Annotated in this window: 29 protein-coding genes; 27 read left to right on the top strand and 2 right to left on the bottom strand. The window is 60.0% G+C overall.

The window, feature by feature from the left end:
- Positions 1-74: 74 nt before the first annotated feature.
- Positions 75-590, top strand: a complete 516-nt coding sequence (locus tag L6D63_RS26060; protein ID WP_236170457.1) for a lysis system spanin subunit — start codon at positions 75-77, stop codon at positions 588-590.
- 145 nt (positions 591-735) lie between these two features.
- On the opposite strand, the gene L6D63_RS26065 is transcribed toward L6D63_RS26060, so the two are convergent.
- Together L6D63_RS26065 and L6D63_RS26070 are read right to left on the bottom strand one after the other, a co-directional pair.
- Positions 736-1,416, bottom strand: coding sequence for an SOS response-associated peptidase family protein (locus L6D63_RS26065; RefSeq protein WP_236170454.1), 681 nt, complete (start codon positions 1,414-1,416; stop codon positions 736-738).
- A 25-nt stretch (positions 1,417-1,441) separates the two neighbouring features.
- Positions 1,442-1,780, bottom strand: coding sequence for a hypothetical protein (locus L6D63_RS26070; RefSeq protein ID WP_236170455.1), 339 nt, complete (start codon positions 1,778-1,780; stop codon positions 1,442-1,444).
- Between the two features lie 565 nt (positions 1,781-2,345).
- Here L6D63_RS26070 and L6D63_RS26075 point away from each other — a divergent pair.
- The 26 genes from L6D63_RS26075 (at position 2,346) to L6D63_RS26200 (ending at position 24,773) form a co-directional block, all read left to right on the top strand.
- A complete protein-coding gene (locus tag L6D63_RS26075; protein ID WP_047291917.1) occupies positions 2,346-3,080 on the top strand; it encodes a LexA family transcriptional regulator in 735 nt (244 codons plus the stop codon).
- A gap of 540 nt (positions 3,081-3,620) precedes the next feature.
- Complete coding sequence (locus tag L6D63_RS26080; protein ID WP_131671882.1) at positions 3,621-4,043, top strand: tail fiber assembly protein; 423 nt, start codon at positions 3,621-3,623, stop codon at positions 4,041-4,043.
- A gap of 143 nt (positions 4,044-4,186) precedes the next feature.
- A complete protein-coding gene (locus L6D63_RS26085) occupies positions 4,187-4,528 on the top strand; it encodes a phage holin family protein (RefSeq protein ID WP_131671881.1) in 342 nt (113 codons plus the stop codon).
- Between the two features lie 72 nt (positions 4,529-4,600).
- Positions 4,601-5,122, top strand: a complete 522-nt coding sequence (locus L6D63_RS26090) for a hypothetical protein (protein ID WP_095667382.1) — start codon at positions 4,601-4,603, stop codon at positions 5,120-5,122.
- Between the two features lie 3 nt (positions 5,123-5,125).
- Entirely contained in the window at positions 5,126-5,734 is a 609-nt protein-coding gene (locus L6D63_RS26095; RefSeq protein ID WP_131671880.1) for a phage baseplate assembly protein V, read from the top strand.
- Between the two features lie 14 nt (positions 5,735-5,748).
- Positions 5,749-6,081, top strand: a complete 333-nt coding sequence (locus L6D63_RS26100; RefSeq protein WP_003222189.1) for a phage baseplate protein — start codon at positions 5,749-5,751, stop codon at positions 6,079-6,081.
- Positions 6,078-7,073 (top strand): baseplate J/gp47 family protein, encoded by a 996-nt coding sequence (locus tag L6D63_RS26105; RefSeq protein ID WP_236170456.1) that lies wholly within the window; start codon positions 6,078-6,080, stop codon positions 7,071-7,073. The genes L6D63_RS26100 and L6D63_RS26105 overlap by 4 nt, the downstream gene beginning before the upstream one ends.
- Positions 7,070-7,705 carry a phage tail protein I gene (locus tag L6D63_RS26110; protein WP_131671879.1) on the top strand — a complete coding sequence of 212 codons (636 nt, stop codon included), beginning with the start codon at positions 7,070-7,072 and terminating at the stop codon, positions 7,703-7,705. Before L6D63_RS26105 ends, L6D63_RS26110 begins: the two co-directional genes overlap by 4 nt.
- A complete protein-coding gene (locus tag L6D63_RS26115; protein ID WP_131671878.1) occupies positions 7,706-10,096 on the top strand; it encodes a phage tail-collar fiber domain-containing protein in 2,391 nt (796 codons plus the stop codon). It begins immediately after the preceding gene.
- A 1-nt stretch (position 10,097) separates the two neighbouring features.
- Positions 10,098-10,526, top strand: coding sequence for a phage tail protein (locus L6D63_RS26120; protein WP_131671877.1), 429 nt, complete (start codon positions 10,098-10,100; stop codon positions 10,524-10,526).
- A gap of 103 nt (positions 10,527-10,629) precedes the next feature.
- Positions 10,630-10,815, top strand: a complete 186-nt coding sequence (locus L6D63_RS26125; RefSeq protein ID WP_047291936.1) for a hypothetical protein — start codon at positions 10,630-10,632, stop codon at positions 10,813-10,815.
- 2 nt (positions 10,816-10,817) lie between these two features.
- On the top strand, positions 10,818-11,984 hold the full coding sequence (locus L6D63_RS26130; protein WP_047291938.1) for a phage tail sheath protein: 1,167 nt from the start codon (positions 10,818-10,820) through the stop codon (positions 11,982-11,984).
- Positions 11,984-12,490, top strand: coding sequence for a phage major tail tube protein (locus L6D63_RS26135; RefSeq protein WP_016985055.1), 507 nt, complete (start codon positions 11,984-11,986; stop codon positions 12,488-12,490). The genes L6D63_RS26130 and L6D63_RS26135 overlap by 1 nt, the downstream gene beginning before the upstream one ends.
- Before the next feature lie 151 nt (positions 12,491-12,641).
- Complete coding sequence (locus tag L6D63_RS26140; protein WP_095667378.1) at positions 12,642-13,223, top strand: phage tail assembly protein; 582 nt, start codon at positions 12,642-12,644, stop codon at positions 13,221-13,223.
- Between the two features lie 128 nt (positions 13,224-13,351).
- Positions 13,352-15,604, top strand: coding sequence for a phage tail tape measure protein (locus tag L6D63_RS26145; protein WP_131671876.1), 2,253 nt, complete (start codon positions 13,352-13,354; stop codon positions 15,602-15,604).
- Positions 15,604-15,987, top strand: coding sequence for a phage tail protein (locus tag L6D63_RS26150; RefSeq protein WP_131671875.1), 384 nt, complete (start codon positions 15,604-15,606; stop codon positions 15,985-15,987). The genes L6D63_RS26145 and L6D63_RS26150 overlap by 1 nt, the downstream gene beginning before the upstream one ends.
- Positions 15,980-16,192 carry a tail protein X gene (locus L6D63_RS26155; protein ID WP_131671874.1) on the top strand — a complete coding sequence of 71 codons (213 nt, stop codon included), beginning with the start codon at positions 15,980-15,982 and terminating at the stop codon, positions 16,190-16,192. The genes L6D63_RS26150 and L6D63_RS26155 overlap by 8 nt, the downstream gene beginning before the upstream one ends.
- Positions 16,193-16,201: 9 nt before the next feature.
- Positions 16,202-17,230 carry a phage-like tail protein gene (locus L6D63_RS26160; protein ID WP_047291950.1) on the top strand — a complete coding sequence of 343 codons (1,029 nt, stop codon included), beginning with the start codon at positions 16,202-16,204 and terminating at the stop codon, positions 17,228-17,230.
- Between the two features lie 172 nt (positions 17,231-17,402).
- Positions 17,403-17,987 carry a phage tail terminator protein gene (locus L6D63_RS26165; protein ID WP_095667375.1) on the top strand — a complete coding sequence of 195 codons (585 nt, stop codon included), beginning with the start codon at positions 17,403-17,405 and terminating at the stop codon, positions 17,985-17,987.
- Positions 17,984-18,166, top strand: coding sequence for a DUF2635 domain-containing protein (locus L6D63_RS26170; protein ID WP_041072263.1), 183 nt, complete (start codon positions 17,984-17,986; stop codon positions 18,164-18,166). Before L6D63_RS26165 ends, L6D63_RS26170 begins: the two co-directional genes overlap by 4 nt.
- The gene (locus L6D63_RS26175) at positions 18,166-19,662 is read left to right on the top strand and encodes a phage tail sheath subtilisin-like domain-containing protein (RefSeq protein ID WP_121184049.1); all 1,497 of its coding nucleotides are present in this window, start codon (positions 18,166-18,168) and stop codon (positions 19,660-19,662) included. Before L6D63_RS26170 ends, L6D63_RS26175 begins: the two co-directional genes overlap by 1 nt.
- Before the next feature lie 67 nt (positions 19,663-19,729).
- The gene (locus L6D63_RS26180) at positions 19,730-20,077 is read left to right on the top strand and encodes a phage tail tube protein (protein WP_007964335.1); all 348 of its coding nucleotides are present in this window, start codon (positions 19,730-19,732) and stop codon (positions 20,075-20,077) included.
- Positions 20,074-20,370, top strand: coding sequence for a phage tail assembly protein (locus L6D63_RS26185; RefSeq protein ID WP_003222226.1), 297 nt, complete (start codon positions 20,074-20,076; stop codon positions 20,368-20,370). Before L6D63_RS26180 ends, L6D63_RS26185 begins: the two co-directional genes overlap by 4 nt.
- 130 nt (positions 20,371-20,500) lie before the next feature.
- Entirely contained in the window at positions 20,501-22,498 is a 1,998-nt protein-coding gene (locus L6D63_RS26190; protein WP_131671873.1) for a hypothetical protein, read from the top strand.
- A complete protein-coding gene (locus L6D63_RS26195; protein WP_131671872.1) occupies positions 22,485-23,720 on the top strand; it encodes a DNA circularization protein in 1,236 nt (411 codons plus the stop codon). The genes L6D63_RS26190 and L6D63_RS26195 overlap by 14 nt, the downstream gene beginning before the upstream one ends.
- A 3-nt stretch (positions 23,721-23,723) precedes the next feature.
- Complete coding sequence (locus tag L6D63_RS26200) at positions 23,724-24,773, top strand: phage baseplate assembly protein (RefSeq protein WP_047291965.1); 1,050 nt, start codon at positions 23,724-23,726, stop codon at positions 24,771-24,773.
- The last annotated feature ends 66 nt before the right edge of the window (positions 24,774-24,839 follow it).

Genomic DNA, 24,839 nt, shown 5'->3' on the forward strand with positions numbered 1-24,839 from the left:
GCGCCGGCCTGGGCGGCGAAGGCCAAGCAGACGCTCAGTTTGGGTGGGCACGTCTTCTTCAGGGATGTGCCGTGATGGTCGTTCCGTGGAAAGCGGTTGGCGTGCTGGCGCTGGTGCTGATCGGCGCCGGCAGCGCCTGGCAGTTTCAGGACTGGCGCTACGGCAAGCAGTTGGCCGAGCAGGACAAGCAGCACGCCGAAACCCTCAATCAACTGACCCAGGCCGCGGCCACTGCACAGCAGGCCGAGCAGGACAAGCGTCTGGCGCTCGAGCAGCGGCTGGCGGCCAGCGAGCAAACCCACTTTGAGAAAATGACCGATGCTCAAAAGAACCAGGATCGCCTGCGCGATCGCCTTGCCACTTCTGATATCCGGCTGTCAGTCCTTCTCGACGCCGCGGATACAGCCAGTGGCTGCAACGTGCCTGCCTCCCCCGGCGCCGTCGGCGTGGTTCATGGAGCCGCGCGAGCCCAACTTGACCCGGCGCATGCTCAACGAATTCTCGCCATCACCGGTGACGGGGACCAAGGACTGATCGCGCTGGCTGCATGCCAGGCATATGCCAGGGCTATTGCGCCGGCTCGGCGATGAACTATTCTTAGGCGGCCCGATCGTATTGCGATCACTGACTCAAAAGACAGAGATCCATGGATAAGCGGCTTGCTGGCCTTTCGTTTCTGCTGACTCTCGGCTGGATCACCGCCGTAGCTTTAGTCATGTGGTATTTCTCAGAGCTCTAGCCCAGCGGACGGACGAGCTCTGCCCCCTTGTTCCTAACATTGCCCACGCCAGCGTTGACCTTGAACCATTCGAAGGCCTCGGACGGCTCGCCCTGGTGCAGCACAATCTGCTCTGCGCGCTCCTTGGGCGTAGCCGGGTCCAGCCATTCCCGGGCCAGGTCCGGTGTCAGCACCACGGGACGCCTGTCGTGGATGTCAACCATGCCACCGGCGCTGTCGGCCGTGATAATCACGAAGCCGTCATGCTCGCCTGGGCCTTCGTCAGCGTCGGGCAGTTGGCCAATGGCGGCACAAAGGACCGGCGCGCCATCCCGCCGGCGGATCAGGTAGGGCTGCTTCTTCGGGCCGCCTTCGTCTACCCATTCAAACCAGTTGTCGATGGGCGTGATTGCCCGGTGCGGCCAGATCGCCCGAAAGAACGGCCCGTGGGATACCTTCTCGACGCGGGCATTGATCGGCGCAGCTCGGTCCTTTGCCCAGTGGGGCCGCCATCCCCAGCGCACCAGATCGGCGTGCAGCGTTTCACCCTGGAGGTGGAGCAGGGCGACCTGGGTTGTTGGAGCCACGTTGTACCGCTCCAGCGGCAACTCCCCGACGGAGTTCGCCAGAGCATTGGGCATGCCCAGCGCCGCAACAAAGTCGTGGATGCCCCTGTATTGCGACAGTCTTCCGCACATGGCCAATCCCTCTTTCCGTTTCACTTTAGACAATCGTGGTCGGTCGAGGTCTCATTTCATTGACGATTCGCTTCAGGGCTTCGTTGTCACGCCGGCTTGAATTGAGTGCAGTAGTCAGGATGTCGATCTGCTTGCGCATTTCCGCTGCTTCGCCCCCTCGTTGACGGAGGTATCCGGAAAACTCTGCGTTCTTTGCCTGGGTCTCCAGCAGCATTTGGCTGATGCCGAAAACGTCAGCCCGCGCTTTGCGTAGCTGCAGGTTCAGCTCCTGGATCTCGTTTTCCAAAAGTCGGCAGTGCTGGCGGTACATTTCCAGGGGCGAGGGGAGGCCAAGCCACCCGCAGGTGTCTTCATCGATGGGCATGGTTGGATTTCCGATTACTGTATGCGTATACAGTAATCGAGGTTTGATCGTTGCGCGATGTGAGGCGACGAGCTGCAGCGGATTTTAGTTTTGTGTTCGGTCGGCAGGACGCCGGGTAATGGAAATCTGCGCCACGTTTTATGGAGTCGCAAAACGTGGCGCGAAAAGGCAAAAAAGCCGTCTAAAACTACCTCGATATATCCAGCATTCATTGACCAAAACCTCAGCTAAATGACGGTAGAGTTTTAGACAGTAGATCGCTGAAAGCCACGTAGCGCGTGGAATGTGCACTTCTCAAGCCCATACTGCTGCATCATCGGGGTGTGGGAGGACAGGTCGGAGACGGCTTTATTCATCGGATTGTCAGGTAACTCGTTAAATGATGTAGGGCAAAAGCGAGGGCAACCGCCGGGCTTTTCCGCGATGGGCGCAAGGTTACCATGGGCGGTCGGCTCGACGCAGGCATGACGGCCTGCTGGCACTTTCTGCGTTTAATTGTGATATATGCACGATTTATGCAAATCAGCATTTGTCTTCGGAAAAAACTTCAAGCACTATGCGCGTTATGCAAAAACGCAACGTATCCTCCGTCTTAAGAGCACTGCTCGACCAGCACGGGATCTCCCCCACGGAGCTCCACCGTCGCACCGGCGTGCCTCAATCAACGCTCTCGCGGATTCTCAGCGGGAAGATCGTCGATCCTTCGGATAAACACATCTCGAAGATCGCCGAATACTTCAATGTGAGCACTGATCAATTGCGTGGCCGCGCCGATGTGGCGACCGCGACCGGTGGCGCGCGCGATGACGTGCATGCGGAACTCAAGGACATAAGCCTGTGGGACGACGATACCCCTGTCGATGACGACGAGGTGTCGGTGCCCTTTCTTCGCGAGGTTGAATTGGCTGCTGGATCAGGAAGATTCGTCATCGAAGAGAGCGAACGCTCTAGCCTGCGCTTCGGCAAGCGCAGCCTGCGCCATAACGGTGTGCAGTTCGACCAGGCCAAATGCGTGACAGTGCGCGGCAACAGCATGTTGCCGGTGTTGCGTGACGGCGCCACCGTCGGTGTGAATGCGGGCAAGTGTGGCATCGGCGACATCATCGATGGCGACCTGTACGCGATCAATCACAACGGTCAGTTGCGCGTGAAGCAGCTTTACCGCCTGCCGACCGGCATCCGTCTGCGCAGCTTCAATCGCGATGAGCATCCAGACGAGGACTACAGCTTCCAGGATATGCAGGACGAGCAGATCGTCATCCTCGGTCACGTCTTCTGGTGGGGCATGTACGCCCGTTAACCGCAATCCAGTCAGATAAAACCCGCCATCGGCGGGTTTTTTTTCGTCTGCGCAAAAACCTCAAACCCTCGTACAACGTGGCTTTCATGCATCTGCGCATTTCTCGCGCATAAATAAATGCATTTATGCATTGACTGTATATGCATCCATGCATATTCTTGCCACCAAGCCGCTCGACAAAGCGGCTGGCAACAACAGCTCTTTAGTTCCACAAGAACAGGCAGCGATGAACCGGCCTCAACGGTTCAGAGGGTTGGCAACTGACCCGGGTGTGCAGCGTAAAGCACCAGAAGCAGTTATCCGGCGGGCAGGGACCGCGGTCGGAAAAACAATTTGAACGGACTCGTACCGCGCCAGTAGCGCCGAAAAGTCAGCTTCCTTCTCGAATACAGGATTTGAAGGAAGGCGAAGGAGCGCATTACTGAAAAGCCCGGCGGATTGCCGGGCTTTTTGGAATGCCTGCCCGACATCGTTCCCCGCTGATCGGTATGCAGAACCGCGGAATCGCGACTGAAAAAAATTAACCATAGGGAAAATGAAATGAATCGTTACGTACTTATCGAGCCGGTTTACCAACTGAACTTCAAAGTCGTCCTCCAGGTGGTGGATGCTGAAGACTTTCCTTCGTTGCCTGGTGGACCTGCTTACTGGATTGACGTGCCACAAGACACGATTGTTCAAGCGGGTTGGCTGGCGCAGTTCCAGACATTCCAGTGGGTTTTTGCCGAGCCGACTTATGAGGATTATGTCGTACTTGCCAATGCGCGGATGAGCGAGCGGTTTGATGCGGCGATTCACTGGCTGACGTTCAATCCGCTGCAATACAAAAAAGATATTGGCGCCGCGACTTCTGATGATGAGACGGCATTGTTGGCTTACAAGCAATATTTCGTTGCTGTCAGCGAAGTAAAAAAACAGCCTGGCTACCCGTCAGTCATTAATTGGCCAGTCGCGCCGTTCTGATACGAATGCAACAACGCAATCGCTTTTAGGGCGCATTACTGAAAAGCCCGGTCTCACCACCGGGCTTTTTGGAATGCCTACCTGAAGAGACATCGCTTGAACCCAACACACATCACTCATCAACTGAAACCAGGAGGCGTGACATGACACACGAGCAACAAGCGTTGGCGGACATGCCGATCTGGCTGGTCATCCTCCTCGCCGTGGTGGGCGGGGTGTCCGGCGAAATGTGGCGCGCCGACAAGGAAGGCGCTCGTGGCTGGTCATTGCTACGGCGTCTGGCGCTGCGCTCCGGCGCCTGCATGATCTGCGGCGTCTCGGCGATCATGCTGCTGTATGCCGCCGGATTATCCATCTGGGCCGCTGGTGCCTTCGGTTGCCTGACCGCCATGGCCGGTGCCGACGTGGCCATCGGTCTGTACGAACGCTGGGCCGCCAAGCGCATCGGCGTCTGCGAAGTTCCCCCGCCGCGCGATCCCCAGTAACTCAACACTTTCCTGCCTCGCTGCAACTGATGCGGCGGGGCTGCGCGTGGACAATTGAAAAGGAGGTCATGCATGCCCGCACCGATCCAGCAGCCTTCGCAGCTGTTCACGGCGATGGCGACAACCCTGCGCAACAGCGCCGGCCTGAATCTGCAGGTTGGCAATCACGACGACTTCACAGCACCCGGCGCTCAGACCTGGGCATTGATTGACTTCGACCGTAATGCGCCCGGAGTGCGTGGCGCCGACGGACGTATCGCCCACGTCATGACCGTATCGCTGCAAGTCATTCCGGCACTTTCTGCGAGTGCATTTGCCGCGTGCGATCTGATCGCGGTGCTGAAAAATCTGATCACCGACAACCGTTGGAACCTGCCCGGCGATCAATGCGATTTGCCGATGAACATTGATGGTTTGCCGTCAGTGCTCACACGCGCCGAGCAGCAATACAAGGCGTGGACCCTGACCTTCACTCAGACTCTCTACCTCGGCCCGACCTTGCTCGACGACCCGCTCGGTACGCCGAAATTCGCCCGTACCTGGGAAGTCAGCAACATCGACGACCCCGACCAATACACCGCGCTGGAGGCCTGACCGATGTTCGACGCAGTACTGCGCATGCAACTGGGGCCGATCATCGAGCGGCTGGCGGAGATGGAAGCGGAGATCGACGATCTGCACCGCCGAGCCGAGAGTTTCTGTCGCATCGGCATCTGTCAGGCAGTCGATGCGGCAAGCAACACTTGCCATGTCAGCCACGGAGGACTGCTGACACCAGCCATCAAGTTCTTCAACCCGAGCGCCGGAGCGCAGAGCGAATCGCGGATTCCCAGCGTGGGCGAGCAGTGTCTGTTGCTCAACTACGGCAGCGGTGAAAGCGGCGCGCAGAGCGTGGCGTTGTTCGGCCTCAACAGTGACCGATTTCCGCCGACGGCGACGGTACCGACGCTGACGCGCCGCGTTTATGCCGACGGCACTGAAAGCGGTTACGACGACGCCACACACATTCTGCACTGGCAGAACGGCCCGGCGGCTTTCACCGGTTCTCGCGAATCGCTTGCACTGAGCATCGGCCCGGCGCAACTGACGATGACGCCGCAGCTGATCAGCCTGCAACTGGGCGGCGTCGGCCTGAGCATCGACGCCTCGGGCGTGCACTTCAGCGGCCCGTTGGTGGATCACCAGGGCCGCGTCATCAGCCCCTGAATCAAGAGCTTCCCATGATCGGAATCGATAGAGACTCCGGGGCCACGGTCGACGACTGGCTGCAGTTTGTGCAGCGCGCGACACGAGCCCTGACCACGCCGCTGGGCACCCGGCAAAAAAGGCCCCTTTATGGCTCGCTGATCCCCACGCTGCTGGGGCAGAACCTCGGTGACGACGTTTTGCTTCTGGCGCAGAGCCACGCGGCTCAGGCGTTTTACAACGCGCAGAACGGGATCAGCGATTTTCAGCCGAGCGTGATCGTCGCCAGCCGCCAGGGCGCGGGCCTGCTGCTGCGCTTCGCCGGCACCTGGAAAAACCGTCAACAGACATTCGAGGTCGTGACATGAGCATGTTGATCCCCGGCCAGAATCAATTGGCCGAACCGGCGCTGATCACTGTCGACGCTTTCGAAGACTTGCTCGCCGAGTTCAAGACCTTCGTCGTTGAATACGTCGGCGCTCGAGCGCCGGACAGCGCAGCGAAACTCAAGACCAGCCTCGATAACGAAAGCGAATTGCTGACCCTGGCGCTTGAAGCTTTCTGCGTGCGTCTGCAAACTCACGAACGCAAATACAACGCCCGCATCAAGCAGATGCTGGCGTGGTGGGCCACTGGCAGCAACCTCGATGCACGGCTGGCGGACATGGGCCTTGAAAGGCAGTTGCTCGACGCGGGCGACCCGGCAGCCTTCCCGCCAATACCACCGATTTATGAAAGCGACGACGACGCCCGGTTGCGTTATTACCTGGCGCCACATGCCCCGGCTGCGGGCTCGCGGATGCAGTATCGCCGCGAGGTATTCACCCTCGGTGAACGGCCAACGGTGAAGGTCGAATCGACGGATGGAAGTGTGGTGAATGTCACCTACACCTTCAACCCGGACGGCCTCGCCGCACAGGTCAAGGACGGCAACGGTCGCCGCACCGCACCGGGCGAAGTGCAGGTCACGGTGCTCGCTCGGGAGGGAGATGGGACACCGTCGCAAGCCCTGCTTGATGGCGTGCGTCAGCACTTCGCCCGCCCTGATGTGCGACCGGAAACCGACCTGGTCACGGTCAAGGCAGCTGACATTCACCGCTACAAGATTCGCGTGGTGGCGAAGATCAATTCCGGCCCCGACTCGGGCCTGACCAAAGTCGCCGCACAACAGCAATTGCAAGCCTACGCCGACAGTTGCCATCGCCTCGAAGGGCGGGTCGATCCGAGCTGGATCGACTACACACTGCACAGCGCCGGCGCCGTGCAACTGCAGATTCTTGAGCCGCTGGCGCCGATCATCACCAGCGCCTTCGAGGCGCCGTACTGCACGGCGGTCGAGGTCGAGGTGCTGACGCTATGAGTGAGCCAACGCATCGCCCGACGTTGCTGCCGGCCAACAGCTCGGCACTCGAACGTGGACTGGATCTGGGCTTCGGCGCACTGCTTGATCGCATCGCGCCGCCGTTCCCCGAACTGATGAATCCGAACGAAACACCGGTCGCATTCCTGCCGTATCTGGCAGCGGATCGCGGTGTCGCCGAATGGAGCACCAGCGCACCGGAAACTGAGAAGCGCCTGACCGTCGAACTGGCCTGGCCCACCGCACGCCAGGCCGGCACCCGCAAGGCGCTGGAGAACGCGGCCAAGGGTTTGCAACTGCGCCCCGAAGTCCGCGCCTGGTACGAACAGACGCCGCCCGGCGTGCCTTACAGCTTCAGCGTACGCGCCTTCAGCGAGCAGCCTTACAGCGCAGAAATCGACACCCGTCTCGACCGGCGTCTGGCCGATGCCAAGAGCGAACGGGACATTCTTTCGGTGACAGTTGGCTTGAGCGCGTTCGGCAGTCATTCCATTGCCGCTGCGACCTTTTGCGGTGAGCTGACCACGGTTTATCCGGTGTTCATCGAAGGGCTCGAAACCTCGGGAGAGGCGTTCCTGGCTGCCGGCATGTACACCGTCGAAACATCCACTATTTATCCTCAGGGGGCCTGAATGGCTGACTATTACACCCTGCTCACCAACGCAGGGATTGCCTACGAAACGGCGTGCAAGGCTGCGGGCCTGCCGATCAAGCTGACGCAGATTTCCGTCGGCGACGGCGGCGGCGCGGTCTACAACCCGGCCGCGACGGCTACCGCGCTGAAGCGCGAAGTCTGGCGCGGTCCGCTCAACGCGCTGTTCCAGGACGAGAAGAATCCGAGCTGGCTGCTCGCCGAAGTCACCATCCCCCCGGACGTCGGCGGCTGGTACGTGCGTGAAGCGGGGCTTTGGACCGACACCGGCATTCTCTACGCCATCGTCAAATATCCGGAGTCGTTCAAGCCGGTGTTGGCGACGTCGGGCTCGGGTAAAGAGTTCTACATTCGCTCGATTTTCGAGACCAGCAATGCGTCGTTGGTGACGTTGCTGATCGACGACACCGTGGTCAAAGCCACCCGCGCTTGGGTAATGAGTTACCTCGCCGAAGAACTCGGAAAACTCGATGGCAAGCAGTCGGTGCGTGTCGCCGCAAGCACCAATATCGTGTTGAACGGCGCGCAGCAAATTGACGGTGTCGCAGTGATTGCTGGCGACCGCGTGCTTGTTGCGAACCAGACGCTGGCCAAGGACAACGGCCTGTGGATTGTTGCCAACGGAGACTGGGGGCGGGCGAGCGATGCCAATAGCAGCGCCAAGGTGACGCCGGGGCTGACGGTGATGGTGGAGGAGGGCACGGCGAACGGCGACTCGCTGTGGCACCTGACCACCAATGCGCCGATCACCCTTGGCACCACCGCGCTGACCTTCAAGATGCTCGCCGGGCGTACCGGGATTGCTGCCGGGACTTACAAGAGTCTGACGGTTGATGAATATGGCCGGGCGACTGCGGGTGCCAATCCTGAAACGCTGGCCGGTTTTGGCATCAAGGATTCCTACACCAAGGCTGAAGTTGAAGCGCTGATCGCCAAGGCATCGGCATTGCCCGTGGGTTCGATTGTGGCGTTTCCGGTTGAAGCCTCGCCGCCAGGTTTTCTGGAGCTGGATAACAGCGTCAAGAGCAGTGCGACGTATCCGGACTTGAGCGCTTATCTGGGCGGCAAGTTCAATAAGGGTGATGAAGGGGTTGGGAATTTCCGCTTGCCTGAGGCGCGTGGTGAGTTCCTGCGCGGTTGGGATCATGGGCGTGGGGTGGATGCTGGACGTGGTCTTGGTAGTTGGCAGGCGGACGACAACAAATCCCATATTCACGGGACGACCTACGACGTTATCGCCGATATTTTCATGGCCGGCGACGTCAGGCGGAACTATCTCCAGCAGTACAACAATACGGACGATGTTGTAACAAAGGCATCGGGTGGGGCGGAGGCACGCCCACGCAACATCGCCGTCATGTGGTGCATCAAAGCCTGGAACGCTCCGGTCAATCAGGGAACCATCGATGTAGCGGCCTTGGCGAAGGAAGTCGAACGGCTCAAATCCGCCGTTCCGGTGGGCGCTGTTCTGGCATTCCCGACAGGCATCGTCGCTCCCGGTTATCTGGAACTGGATGGCAGTGTGCAGAGCATTGCGACTTATCCGGATCTAGCGGCTTTTCTTGGTACCACTTACAACAAGGGTAACGAGGGGGCGGGTAACTTCCGCTTGCCGGAGTCGCGCGGTGAGTTCCTGCGTGGCTGGGACCATGGGCGTGGTGTGGATGCTGGAAGGGGTGTCGGCACGACTCAAGCAGAGGCATTTGCTGCGCACAACCACCGCTATTTTGATGGCACTGCTGCGACCTTTGATCCCGCAGGTAATTGGCAGGCAGGCAATATTAATGGTGCGGCAGCGAGTATCTCAGTGGGTGCATTTCTTTCCACGGTAGATAGCGGTTCCACTATGCAGATGGTGAACGCCCAGAATACGGTGAACACTGGCGGAACTGAAACCCGCCCCCGCAACCTCGCCGTCATGTGGTGCATCAAGGCCTGGAACGCAGCGGTCAATCAGGGAGGCATCGATATCGCGGCTCTGGCCGTTCTGTCGCAACAGGCCACTGAAACCAACCAAGGCACAGCGAAAGTCGCTACCCAGAATCAAACCAACGCAGGAACCGACGATACAGTCATTGTATCGCCAAAAAAACTGCGCCTCGGATTCGAGATCAGCCTCGCCACCAATGGATACATCATTTTCCCCTCGTGGCTCGGTGGCTTGATGCTGCAATGGGGGTTGGCGAACATGCCGGGGACATCCGCAAACTTCACTTTCCCAATTGCCTTCCGTAACAACGTCTTTCAAATGATAGCTACTGATGGGGGTGGGGGGGCTCATCCTTTGGGTGTAAGTCCAGTAACGACCGGCTTCACCGCTTGGAGTAACGTGGCGACGACGAACCTCCGCTATCTGGCCATAGGTAACTAAAATGCGTTATTACATCAAATCAACAGACTGCACTTATTTGGACCGTGTGCATTCGGTGATGCCGGATGACGTAATTCAAATCAGTGATGCCCTCTATCAGGAAGTCTTTGCCAATCCCGAGTTCGGAAAAGTCCGAAGTCAGGATGAAAACGGACTGCCGATCTTGATTGATCCGCCGGAATTGACTTCAAAGGAGAGAGCAAAGCAGGAACGCAGTTGGCGAGACAAACAGATCAATAGTGTTCTTTGGTTGCGCGAACGTCATCGCGACCAACTCGATCTGAACCAGACAGCATCGCTGACAACTGAGCAGTTTAGTGAACTGTTGATCTACATTCGCAACTTGCGCGACTGGCCCCAATCGGCAGCTTTTCCATCGCCAGAATCGCGTCCGGTCGTGCCCTCCTGGATCGCTGCACAGCCTCAGTAAACGCCCCGCACCCCGGGGCGTTTTCTTTCCCGGCAAAAAACATGTCAACACCCGCCAAAGCCCCTCCCCACGAGGGGCTTTCCCGTTTATGGAGAAACGAAAAATGGCAACCCGCCAAACCTACACCGTGCTCGTTCCATTCCCCACCGGCGGTGGGCACTGGTCGAGCGTCGGTCAAGACCTGGATCTGCTCGACGTCGAGGCCAGTGCGCTGCACAGCGCCGGTCGACTGGAACTGAAAACACCTACCACCCAGGCCAAAAAGGCCGCTGCCAAGAAGGCTGACTAACCATGGCTGAGGTTTTGAACTTCGAGCACAACGGCATTACCGTCAATGCCACCGAATCCCCCGAGGCCATGGGTGGCCTGGGTGACAACGTCATCGGTCTGGTCGGCACCGCGCCGAAAGCCGATCCGCTGATCCCGCGTAACGCCCCGTTCCGCATCAACAGCTTCACCACTCACGCGTTGCTCGATCCGACCGGTGCCGAAGAGGGCACGCTGTACCACGCGGTTTACCAGATTCTCAAAGTGGTCAAGGTGCCGGTGTACGTGGTGATCGTCGAGGCGGGCGCGACCCCGGCCGACACCGTCAACGCAGTGATCGGCGGTGTCGATCCAACCACCGGCCGCAAGCTCGGTCTGGCCGCACTGGGCAGTGTCCCGGAAGACCTGACCATCATCGGCGCGCCGGGCTTCACCGGCACCAAAGCGGTAGCCAGCGAGTTCGCCTCGTTCGGCAAGCGCATCAAGGCCCGTGTGGTGCTGGATGGCAAGGACGCGTCGGTCGCTGATCAAGTGACTTACAGCCAGGAACTGGGCGGCGCCGATCTCGGTTTCGACCGTTGCCTGGTGGTGCACAACATGCCGGCCGTGTACTCGAAAGCGGCGAAGAAAAATGTGTTCCTAGCACCGTCCAGCCTGGCGATTGCCGCGCTGGCCAAGGTCAAGCAGTGGGAAAGCCCGGGCAACCAGGTGACCTACGCCGAAGACGTGTCCCGCGTCGTTGAATACAACATCCTCGACACCTCCACCGAAGGCGATCTGCTCAACCGTTACGGCGTCAGCTACTACGCCCGCACCGTGCTCGGCGGCTTCTCGCTGCTGGGTAACCGCTCGATCACCGGCAAGTTCATCAGCTACGTCGGCCTCGAAGACGCGATCAGCCGCAAGCTGGTCAAGGCCGGCCAGAAAGCCATGGCCAAGAACCTGACCAAGTCGTTCATGGATCAGGAGGTCAAGCGCATCAACGACTGGCTGCAGACCCTGGTCGCCGACGAAACCATTCCTGGCGGCAGCGTGTACCTGCACCCGGAACTCAACAGCGTCGAGAAGTACAAGAACGGCACCTGGTACGTGGTCATCGACTACGGCCGCTACGCGCCGAACGAACACATGGTTTATCAACTCAACGCCCGCGATGAAATCATCGAGCAGTTCCTGGAGGACGTTCTCTAATGTTTACCAACCGCGTAAGACAGGCCATCGCGGCCACCCTGCAAGGCCTGCCGTTGTCGGCGACCGTTGAGGAATTCACGCCACCGAAGATCGAATTCGACGTGGAAGAAATGCGTGGCGGCCGTTTCATCGTCGAAGAAATGGCCAAGGGTGGCAAAGCGCTCAACGCCAAGCTGACCCTGCAGGGCCTGGGTGCCGAAGTCATGCTCGCACTGGGCGTGAAGCTGGGCGACGACATACTGCTGAACGTGCGTGAAGCCGGTCAGGATCAGGACGGCAACACTTGGTTCACCTATCACACGGTCGGCGGCAAGCTGAAATCTCTTGAAGAAACCGCCGTGAAAATGGGCGAAAAACCCAAGACCAACCTGGAGCTGTCCTGCCGCACCTACAACCGCCTGGAAAACGGCGTACCGGTGATCGACATCGACGTGCGCACCCAGAAATTCGTGCTCAACGGCGTTGACATCCTCGGTGATGCGCGTCGTGCGGTGCTGATGCCGTAACCCCGGCTTACAGGCAATCATAAAACCCTGTGGGAGCGAGCTTGCTCGCGAAGGCGCCAGGTCAGTGGCCATCAATGCTGAATGTCTGGCCGCTTTCGCGAGCAAGCTCGCTCCCACAGTGGATCTAAAAGAATCACCAAGGAATTCATACATGTCGTGGATGCCACCCCAGCATGACCTGCTGTCGCCGATCACCGGCGACGACGGCGCGCAGATCGAGCAGATCCAGCTCAAGCCACTGTTCTACGCCGCGCAGAAAGAAGCGCTGGAGCGCGCCGGTGATGATGAAGACGATCAGTTCTTCGAACTGGCGCTGCTCGCCACCGGCCTGTCGGTCAAGGAACTCGACCAGCTCAAACGCCCGGACTATGTGAGCATCGCCCAGTACGTGCACGAGATGTCGACCCGTCCGGCGTCGTACTTTCTTGAGCAGGTCGAGGACGCGGAAAAGTCCGACGATCCTGACGAAGTGCAGCTGCTGCAACCGCTCGCCGTGACCGGCCGTACCGTGACCTCGCTGTCGCTGGAAATGCCGGCACTGCGCGCGACCAAAGTGATGAAGAAACTGAAAACGGCCAAGGAACGCGCCGAGTTCATCACTGCCCACTGCACCGGTCTGATGATCCCCGATCTGGCCCACATGAGCGTCCCGGACTGGACCCAATTGCAGGTGCGCATCGACGATTTTTTAAACCAGCCGGCGGCCTACTTTCGGAACGCGACATCGAAGTAATCCTCGATATCGTCCCGCTCATTTACCCGGTAAGTGAGGCGGAGATTCTGGAATGGGACGCCGAAAAGGCGTTGCGCCGCTACGACATAGCGATCACTCGCCTTGGCGTGAAACAGGAGTAGAGCGGCATGGCAGAGAACAAATACGCGCTCGCATACGCCGGTGAGAGCGGCACCCCATCTGGCGGAATTACCCTGCCCAATAACCTCGGCAAACCGCTGCAGGATCTGAACCTGACACTGTTGCTGGCAAGCGTGGATATTCGCTTGCTGACTCAGGAGCAGATCAAGCTGCGCGAGCTGCTGGTCAGCCAGCAATCGTTGTTCAAGGTCGTCGCGGCGCCGCCAGCCGCCAACAGTGAGCCGAAGTCAAAACTCAAGGCGGAAATCGAGCAGCGTCCGCCACCGAAAAAGCTGCAATCGGCGATGGCTAACGAGACCGCGCTGGTTGAGCTCAATCGGTTGATTGGGCTCAACAAAGACCAGCTTCAAGCGCATTCAGAGCAGACCCTCGAACTCGCGACTCAGCGTACTGTTGCAGCCAGTGGCGCGACGGGTGCGGATCTGTTGCAAATCCAGCAGGTCGGGGCGCGAGCTGGTATTGCCGACGGCGCCAAGGGTGATCAGCGAGCGACAGAGCTGAGAGCGTACTCCGGCGACGCGGCGATCAATGCCACGGCCTTCCGGCTTGACGTCAAGGCCGCGGGGGAAATGCTTGCGGTCTGGCGTTCCTCCTTGAAGCTGGATCGATACCAAGGTCAGGATCTGGCCGATGCGGTCAGTTATCTGGGCAGCAGCGGTCTGGACGCCAAACCTGCCGATATCGGCGCGGTCGTTCAACGCTCTGGCGAGAGCGCTGTTGCATCGGGAATGACACCGGAACAGGTTGCAGCATTTGCCACTGCGCTGTTGAACAGCGGGGCCGATAAGGACGCTGCGAGTACGGCGTTGAAGAGCTTTACCTCGGTCTTCGGCAAGGAAAATGCTGCGTCAACCGAACAGCGTTCGGCGATGACCCGGTTGCACCTGGACCCCGATTCATTGCGTGAGAAGATGCGCACGGATGCGCCGGGTGCGATTGATTCGGTACTCGCAGCACTTGGCAAACAATCCGTACCCGAACGTGCAGCCACGGCGAAGACGCTGTTTGGCGAGAGCAGTACCAGCATTCTTGAGTTGCTGAAGAAGCCCGACGACGTCAAGACCGCCTTCACTCGGGTGTCCGACAAGCACCACTACGCAACGTCGGAACTGGGTTCCGGCGCCGGTGCCGCGACGAAAACGGCCGAAGCCTTTGGCGATACGTCACAAGGGCGCTGGAATGCGCTGGATGCGAGTCTTAATCGTTTGTCGACAGCGGTGGGAAATGCACTCGCGCCCATGACTGACGCGCTGGCAGTGTCGCTAACGGCTGTGGTCAATGGCTTGAGTTCAGCTGCTGAAGCACTGCCGTTCCTGGCGGCTGGCCTCACGCTGGCCGGTGTGGCCGCCATGCCGTTCGTCGGTGGTGTCCTGAAGACCGGGGTCGCCTCGGTGCTGGATGCGGTCAACTCGAAACTGTTGCGTCTGGCGACGGCGCGATTGCCCGCTGATATTGCCGATGTGATCAATGGCGGTGACGACGGCGGCGGCGAGGGGCCTAAAAGAAAGCGCCCCGGTCGACGCGCATCTTCCAGCGCGCGGTCTCGTGTTCCTTCCTCTGGCGCCGGTCGAGGCGGACGTTTGAGCACGATGACGGCCAAAATCGCCCCGATGTTTGACGATGCGATAACCCGCGTGAAAATGGTCGGCGAGATGGCCAAAAGCATGCGCCCGAGTTGGCTCAGCGGCGCGACTGCCAAGCTCATGCCGCTGGTCGATGGCGCCAAATCCAAGCTTCTACCGCCGCTGGTCAAATCATTGCCCGCCTTCAAGATGGGCGCTCCGCTGGCGATTGGTCATGCCGCTTACGCAGGTTTGAAGGGCTGGCGTGACGGCGATGATCAAGCTGTCAAAGGTGCTGCCGGCGAGTTGGCTGGAACGGCGATTGGTGCCACGATCGGCTCGTTCATTGCACCTGGTATTGGCACATTCATCGGCGGCACTCTGGGCGGAATGCTCGGCTCCTATGTGGGGGAACAATGGGGGAAACCTGCCGATGACAAACTCGCGCCCCCCGCGCAAGTGGTCAAGGATCTGACCAGCGCTCAGACGCAACTGTCCAATTACACCTACTCGCCGTTAGTGCAGATCAGCGGCGGTGATGTGCTCAATGCCGAAAAAATCGGCGATGTGGTTTCGCAGGTTATGCGCAACCATTTCGATACCGCATTCACACCCGCAGTAGGCACCAACGCTCTCGCCACCCGCCGTGACGCAGCCCTGACCGATGGAGTCGCCTGATGAAACAACAAATGGCGCTGGGCAGTTTCATCTTCGGCCTGTCGCGCGACTTCGCCTACAGCTCGCTGGCGCGCAAGTCCGATGGAGGCTGGAGCGAAATCCAGATTCTCACCAGCAAACCCAAGTCCAGCCAGACCGGGCAAAGACCGGAAACCCTGACTATCACCGGCAAGTCGATGTATGCCGTGGCCATGGATCGGCTCGACGAATTGCGCGCGTTGCAGGCCCAGCGTATCCCGCTGCCGTTGATTGACGGCATCGGTCGCAATTGGGGCCTGTGGCGAATCAACAATATTCAGGAAACCCAGAGCCAGATCATCGATGACGGCACGGCAATGGTCGTTGACTGGGTCATTGAGCTAGCGGAGTTCAACAATGCGTAAAGTCCGAAGCGTGGCCGGTGATTCGCTGAATCTGCTGCTCTACCGCGAAACCGGGCGCAGTGATGACAACGCCGAAGAGGCCCTGTGGACACTCAACCCGACCCTGGCCGAATACGGCCCGATCCTGCCGGCGGGTGTTTGGGTCACGTTGCCGGAACTCGACTCGAAACCGGCCACGATCAAACCGGTTACGGCCTGGGATTAAGGAGGTTGCATGGCACTGGGTTTCACCCCGGCGGTAAGACTTTACGGGGCCCATTCGGCCCTGCTTAATCAACGCCTGATCAGTTGGGAACACATCGACGCTGCCGGTTTCGAGTCCGATCAACTGACGTTGACCATCGATCTTGAAGGCCTCGAAGGGCTGCCGGATCTGGGCGGGAAAATCGGCCTGGAGGTCGGTTATCTGGAGTCGGGGCTGGTCGACAAGGGCCAGTTCAAAGTGACACGTCTGACGCCGACGCTGTTCCCGTTTCGCCTGACGCTGGTGGCCACGGCGGCGCCGTTCAGCAAGGAGGATGAAACGGGCTTCAAGCAACGTCGCACGGCCAGTCATGGCCCGACCACTTTGGGTGCGCTGTTTCGCAAACTGGTGTCGAGCCATGGCTTTTCACCGCGCGTCGCGCCCGAGGTGGCGATGATCAGGATCGAGCACGTCGACCAGTCCAACGAAACCGACATGAGCTTTCTGACGCGCCTGGCAAAAAAGTACAACGCGGTGACCAAACCCTACAACGACGTGTACGTGCTGGCCCGTCCCGGCCAGACCAAGTCGTTGTCGGGCCAGGTGCTGGCGGACGTGACTTTGTCGGTGACCAGCAACAACCGTCCGGGCGATCACGCGTTCGTCAGCGCCACGTTGGAGGAGTCTGCCCGCGAGCAGACCAAGGGCTGCAAGACCTGTTTCTGGGATGGCGCCGCAGGTGTGTTGCGCTGGGTTGAAACGGGGCTTGCGCCGTTCAAGACCCTGCGCCAGAAACAACCCACTGAAGCCGATGCGATCGCCGTCGGCGAGGGCGAAGTGCGCAAGATGCTCCGGCAGAAGTACAAGGTGAAGATCACCTGTCCCGGCAATCCACTGCTGGCGGCCGAAGGTCTGGTGCTGCTCGATGACACCTGGCCAGACTTCATGCGCGGGCGCTGGTCGATTGAAAAAGTCACCGCCAGTGGCAATCGCGAGAACAGCTATCGCTGCGTGATCGATGCCAGCGGCCTTGATCCCAAGGCCGCAGCCAAGGACTGATTCCCCGCTTTGTCACTGCGATGAAGATCCCTGTGGGAGCGGGCTTGCCCGCGAAGAGGCCAGCCTATTCAAAAGAGACGCCGGTTGATCCACCGCCATCGCTGGCAAGCCAGCTCCCACAGGTTTTGCAGTGTTCTGCAGACCGCTTTTCATTCAACTCTGGAACACCCCAATGAAGATCACCCCGATCCTCACGCAACTGCGTGCGCAATGCCCTGGCTTTGCCAATCACATTTCGGTGGGTGTCGATCTGGCTTTGCTGCAAGGCAATGCCGATCTGCCAACACCCTCGGCCCACGTGCTGCCGCTGGCCGATCTGGCCAGCAACAGCACCGCACAAAACCTCACCACCCAACCGATCCGCGACCGCTTCGAAATCGTCCTCGCGCTTGACGCAACCGACGCTACAAAAGCGCTGGATCTGTTGCACGACCTGCGCGCCGAACTGTGGCGCGCACTGGTGGGATTCAAGCCCGGCAACGACTACAGCGCCATCGTCTACGACGGCGGCGAAACGGTCTCGATCAACAGCAGCCGCGCCTTTTACCGGCTGCGCTTTTTTGCCGAGTTCCAGCTCGGCCGCAATCTGCCCAGTCAGCCTGCGGAGAGTTGGCACGAACGTGAACTGGACGGTTTGTCGTCCTTTACCGGGGTCACCTTGCGGGTCGATGCGATCGACCCGGCCGACCCCAATCTGAAACACCCGGGCCCTGACGGGCGCGTGGAACTGACTTTCTCTGGAGACGTAACCCCATGAGCAATCGCATTACCGTACTGCCGGCCGCTGGCCGTGCCGTGCCTGACCCGGAAGCGGGCGATCTGCTGCCCAAGGAAGGCCGTGAAGTGCTGGACAGCGCCTGGTGGCGCCGGCGTCTGGCCGACGGCGATATCACACTCAAAACCGCAAAAGCGGCTAAACCACAGGGAGCCAAATGATGGCGATCGGATTCAGCAACATCCCCGCGGACATTCGTGTACCGCTGTTCTATGCCGAAATGGACAACTCGGCCGCCAATAGCGCGAGCTCGAGCCTGCGTCGCTTGATCGTCGCTCAGGTCAACGACAACATCGCCCCGACTGAAGTCGGCAAACTGGTGCTGGTCTCCAGCGTTGCACTGGCAAAAAGCATCGGCGGTCAGGGCTCGATGCTCGCCTCGATGTACGAGACCTTCCGCAAGGCCGACCCGATCGGCGAGATCTGGTGCCTGCCGCTGCACAACGCTGAAGGCGCCATCGCCAAAGGCGTGCTGACCCTGACCGGCACCGCGACTCAGGCTGGCGTGCTCAACCTGTACGTCGCTGGTGTGCGTGTGCAAGCCACCGTGGTCAACGGTGCCACCGCTGCTCAGGCAGCCACCGCACTGGCGCAGAAAATCAACGCCACCGCCGATCTGCCAGTCAGCGCTGCGGCTGCTGAAGGCGTGGTCACTCTGACCGCCAAATGGACCGGCGACAGCGGTAACGACATCAGCCTGCAGTTCAATCGTCTGGGCAAGAGCAACGGCGAAGAAACCCCGGCCGGCCTGACCACTGCGATCACCGCCATGACCGGTGGCGCCGGTGTACCGGACCAGGTCGCAGCCGTGGCCGCACTGGGCGACGAGCCGTTCGAGTTCATCGCTCTGCCGTGGTCGGATCTGTCGACCCTCAACACCTGGCAAGCGGTGATGGATGACAGCACCGGTCGCTGGTCCTGGGCCAAGCAACTGTTCGGTCACGTTTACAGCGCCAAGCGCGGCACCGTCGGCACCCTGGTTGCTGCTGGCCAGGCACGCAACGACCAGCACATGACCATTCAGGCGCTGGAGCCGGGCGTACCGCAACCGTTCTGGGTACAAGCTGCCGCACTGGCTGCGCGCACCGCGGTGTTCATCTCCGCCGATGCCAGCCGTCCGACCCAAAGCGGCAGCCTGCCGGGTGTTGATCCAGCGCCTGCCAGCGAGCGTTTCACCCTGACCGAGCGTCAGTCGCTGCTCAACTACGGCATCGCGACTGCGTACTACGAAGGCGGTTACGTGCGCATCCAGCGTTCGATTACCACCTACCAGAAAAACGCTTACGGCCAGGCCGACAACTCCTACCTGGACAGCGAAACCATGCACCAGTCGGCGTTCATCGTGCGTCGTCTGCAAAGCGTGATCACCAGCAAATACGGCCGGCACAAACTGGCTTCCGACGGCACCCGTTTCGGCGCTGGCCAGCCGATCGTGACGCCAGCGACCATTCGCGGCGAGCTGATCGCGCAGTACGCCAAGCTGGAACTGGAAGGCCACGTGGAGAACGCCGAGCTGTTCGCCGAGCACCTGATCGTCGAGCGTGACGTGCAGGACCCGAGCCGCGTGAACGTGCTGTTCCCGCCGGATTACATCAACGGTCTGCGCGTGTTCGCACTGCTCAACCAATTCCGTCTGCAATACGACGACGCGGCCTGATCGCCGCGCTTGGCCGTAAGCATTCAGCCCACCTCGGTGGGCTTTTTTATTTGAAGGGAGTAACACCATGGGTCAAGTGATTGCAGGCACCTGCTACGTCAAAGTCGACGGTGCACAACTGACTATCAACGGCGGCTGCGAAGCCCCGCTGATGGCCGTCAAACGCGAAACCGTCGTACCGGGTTTCTACAAGGAAACCGACGTCGCGCCGTCGTTCAAAGTGACTGCGCTGCACACCGCCGACTTCCCGCTGAAGAAGCTGATCGAAGGCACCGACATCACCGTCACCTGCGAATTCAGCAACGGCAAGGTCTACGTGCTGGCCGGTGCCTACCTGGTCGAAGAGCCGGTTTCCAAAGGCGATGACGCCACCATCGAACTGAAATTCGAAGGCATCAAGGGGACTTGGCAATGAGCGGCGCCGTGAAGCTTCAGGTTGCGATCGAAGCTCACGGCGAGCCCCTGACCGAACTCGTCCTGCGCCGTCCGACGGTGCAGGAAGTGCGAGCGATCAAGGCGCTGCCGTACAAGATCGACAAGAGCGAAGAAGTCAGCCTCGACATGGACGTGGCGGCCAAATACATCGCCGTGTGCGCCGGCATCCCGCCGTCGTCGGTCAACCAGCTCGATCTGGCTGACCTCAATGCGCTGAGCTGGGCCGTTGCGAGTTTTTTCATGAGTGCGGCGTCGGAGCCATCACCGACCTGATCGCAGTCGCCTATGACCTGGCCTGGTTCTGGAAGGTTGACCCCGAACAGATGATGGCCAGGCCACTGGATGTGCTCCGCGAGTCGCTGGAGCACGCGCAACGGATCAATGCGATGCAGCAGGTGCAGTGATGGCGAATACTAATTTGAGCCTGATCCCGCAGAACTTTCCCGTCACGGTCAACATGCTTGTGGTGCTCAAGGGCGCCGAGAAGATGGAGGCCGAGATGAAGGGGCTGCGCGGCAAGGTCGCAGCATTCAAGAAAAGCATGGAAGACAGCGGCCTTGAGCCGCTGGACGTGGCCGGTTTCATTGCCGAAGGTGGTTTGCTCAAGCCGTTTCAGGACGGCATCAAAAAAGCCATCGAAGCGCAGGATGCGCTGGCGAAGAAAGCCAGGGCACTCAAGGTCCTTAAAGTGCCGAAGGTGGTGCAGGGCGAAACCTCGGCCAACCTGGAAAAATTCAACAAGGCGCTGGATAACATCTCGCTGAAAATCGGTCAGGCGTTGTTGCCGGCGGTTAACGGCATCGTCACTGCATTGACGCCGGTAATGACTTCGATTGGCCAGTTTGTCGCCAACAATCCGTATCTGGTCGAAGGGCTGGCGGCCGCTGCCGTAGCGTTTACGGTGGTCACGGTCGGGGCGATGGGGCTGGTCGCGGTGCTGGGGATTTTGACCTCACCCATCGGGCTGATTGCGGCGGCTATCGCCGCAGCGGTGGCCATCATCGTGATCGGCGCGCGGTTGATTACCAATAACTGGGCGTCGATTTCCGGATTCTTCGGCGGGATGTGGGACTACGTCTCGACGAAATTCAAGGCTGGAGTCGCGGCGACCACACAGGCAATCGAGTCGATGAGCGCATCGATCAGCAAAACATGGGGAGAGATCAGCGCGGACTTCTTTGCCGGCGTCGACAGCGTCGTCAATATTTACAACGGCTTGGTATCGAAAGCGCAGGCAGGCACTGACAAGCTCGCGGCGGCTTTCGACTTCTCGCCGCGTGAGCTGTGGAACAAGGCGTTGGCGAAAGCCAGCAGCGTTGTCAGTGATTTTTTCGCCAGCACGATGGCGGATGCACAAGCAGGGATCGACAAGCTCAGTACGAAGTTCGCTTTCTCACCGCGTGAGGTGTGGAACAAGGCATTGGCGAAAGCCAGCAGTGTTGTGAGTGAATTCTTCGTCAGCACCATGGCGGATGCGCAAGCGGGTATCGACACGCTCAGGGCGAAATTCGGTTTCTCGCCGAGTGAAGTGATGAGCAAGGCTTTTGCAACTGCGAGCAATGTCGTCAGTGATTTCTTCGCTGGCGCACAGGCCAAAGCTGCTGCCGGTGTGGACGCGCTCAAGGCGAAGTTCAGTTGGTCGCCGGTGCAGACGATTACCGGCGCCTGGGGTTCGCTGAACAATGTGTTTGGCAATCTTGTTGGCGGTGTTGCAGGTAACGCCACCGCGCAGTGGGAGCAGGTCAAATCGATTTTCACGCAATCGCCGGTGGCGACGATTGGATCGGCTTGGCAACCCGTGGTTGGCGTTTTTTCGGCGCTTTGGGATGTCCTGCGGGCATCGATGGGCACGTTGCAGGAAAACCTGCGCAGCGTGTTCGACGTCTTGCCGGTGGAGTCGGCAACGGCGGCCTGGAGCGGCGTGAGCGGGTATTTCTCCGGTTTGTGGGCGTCGTTGACCACGGATGCACAGGTGCTGAAGAGCGTCTTTGGCGATCTGTTCAGCCAGTCGCCGCTGGAGTCGATCCAGCAGAAATGGCAACCAGTGCTGACCTGGTTCGGTGAGATGTGGACCAAGCTGCAAGGCATCTTCGGGCAGGTCAAAGAACTGCTCGGTGGCAACTTCACCGCTATCTTCGCCACCCTCACCGGCACCAGCACGGCGGCACCTGCCGGCGGCGCGGCACTGAACAGCACGTTGCCGCAATCCTCCAGCGCCCTGATCCAGCAAAGTGCTGCCAACAACCGCACGCAACTCGAAGGCGGCCTGACCGTGCGCTTCGAAAACGCACCGGCGGGCCTGCGTACCGATCAACCACAAACCAATCAACCGGGCCTGGCGTTGTCGTCGCGCATCGGCTATCGCTCGTTGTCGGCAGGAGGTTCCAATGAACTGGCGTGACCGCTTGTTGCCGGCATCGTTTCGCGGTGTCGGGTTCTGGATCGATCAGGCGAAAACCCCGGTCGGTCGTAAAGGTCAGTTGCACGAATACCCGCAACGCGACCTGCCGTATTTCGAGGATCTCGGCCAGCAGGCCAAGACCCACGACATTACGGCGTTCATCATCGGCGCCGATTGCCTGGAGCAGCGCGACAAGCTGCTCAAGGCCTTGGAGGCGGGCAGTGGTGAACTGGTGCATCCATGGCTTGGGCGTTTGCAAGTCAAGGTCGGCGAATGCGACATGACCCACACCCGCCAGGACGGAGGGCTGGTGACGTTCAGTCTGAAGTTCTATCCCGACCGGCCATTGCCGTTTCCGACTGCCACGGTCAGTACGCAAAAAGTCCTGTTGGCCAAAGCTGACACGCTGTTGGGTTCGGCGGTGGCGCGCTTCGAGCAGGCGATGACGCTGATCAAGGCGGCGCGCATCGGCGTCGCCAATTTGCGCAATAGCCTGACCGGGGTCTACGAGGTGATCAAGGAGCAGCTCAAACCGCTGATCGAGCAGTATCGGCAGATCACCGAACTGGTCAAAGCAGTCAAGGAGTTGCCCAAGGAAGTCGCGGCGGAGTTCAAAGGCTTGCTCGGCGATATCAAGGAACTGAAGGCATTCGCGAAGGAGGGCTACCGTGGCGTGATTGCCGACGTGTCCCAACAACTCGAAGCCATCCGCAAGGCCGATGCGCCGAAGATCACCACCGGCAAGGACACCAACGCGGCGGCACAAGCCATGGCCGATCTGGTGCAGGACACGGTGCTGGTCAAAGTCGCGCAATGGGTGGCATCGATGCCGGTGGCGACAAGCCCGGTGAAACTGTCATCGACACCGGCGGTAGGGCAGCAGGCGACGAGCCCGGTGACCCGCCAGGAAGTCCCGGTCAGTGACGACATGCAGGCATTGCGTGACGCCGTGGCGGTGGCAATCAACCCGATGCTGGACAAGGCCGACCCGGCGCACTACCAGGCCATCAGCGATGTGAAAGAGGCGCTGCTTGCGCACCTCAAGGCCGTCGCGTCGTCGGGTGTGCGGCAAGTCAGCAAGTCGTTCCAGGAAAGCTTTCCGGCACTGGTGGTGGCCTACAAGTACCTTGGCGATGCGACGCGGGTCACGGAAATCACTCAACGCAACGGGATCACCCATCCCGGTTTCTCACCCAACGAAGTGAAAGTCTCCGGGGAGTAAACCATGAGCGAGATAGACAACCGCGTCACGCTGACCGTCAACAATATGGAATACGGCGGCTGGAAAAGCGTGGAAATCACCGCCGATCTTGAGCGTCAGTTCCGCACCTTCAAACTCGACATCACCTGGCAGTGGCCGGGGCAGACGGTGGATCAGCGGATCAAACCGGGTGACCCGTGCGAAGTGAAAATCGGCCAGGACCTGGTGCTCACCGGCTACGTGTTCAAGGCCCCGATCAGCTACGACGGACGCCAGATCAGCCTGAGCATCGAGGGCAGCTCCAAGACTCAGGATCTGGTCGATTGCGCAGCCACCAACCGGCCGAACCAATGGCAGGAGCAACCGCTGCTGAGCATCGTCCAGGCTCTGGCGGCGGAATACTCGCTGTACGTGGTCAACGAAATTCCCGAGACCGCGCGGCTCGCCAAACACACCATCGTGCCGGGCGAAACGGTGTTCCAGTCGATCGACCGTCTGCTCTCGCTGTTCCGGGTGTTTTCCACTGATGACGAGCAGGGCCGGCTGGTGCTGGCCAAGCCCGGTAGTGGTGGTCGGGCCAGTGACGCGCTGGAGTTGGGCAAGAACATTCTGTCGGCGAACGCGCCGATGGATCAGAGCCAGGTATTTTCTGAATACCGAGTGATCGGTCAGCAGAAAGGCTCGGACAAGAAGAGCGGGGCGGCCGTCAGCGAGGTTCAATCCAGCGCGGCTGATCTGAGCTTCAAGCGCCGCCGCACCACGATCATCAACGAAGGCACCGCACTGACGTTCGAGTTGGCCCAGCAACGCGCCCAATGGGAAAGCGCCACCCGCATGGGCCGGGCGCAGACCACCACCTATCAGGTGCAGGGCTGGCGTCAGTCCAATGGCGATCTGTGGCGCCACAACACGCTGGTGAAGGTCACGGATCCGGTGCTCGGGTTCGACAGCGACATGCTGATTTCCAAAGTCACGTATTCGCTGTCGTCTCAAGGCTCGGTGACCACGTTGCAAGTGGCGCCACCGCATACCTTCGATCCTGATCCAACGCCCCCGAAAAAAACGCCGGCCTGACACCGAAACCGAAGGGCATCACCTGATCCTGTGGGAGCGGGCTTGCCCGCGATAGCGCAGGTTACC

Source organism: Pseudomonas parakoreensis (genome assembly GCF_021602155.1).
Lineage (GTDB): Bacteria > Pseudomonadota > Gammaproteobacteria > Pseudomonadales > Pseudomonadaceae > Aquipseudomonas > Aquipseudomonas parakoreensis.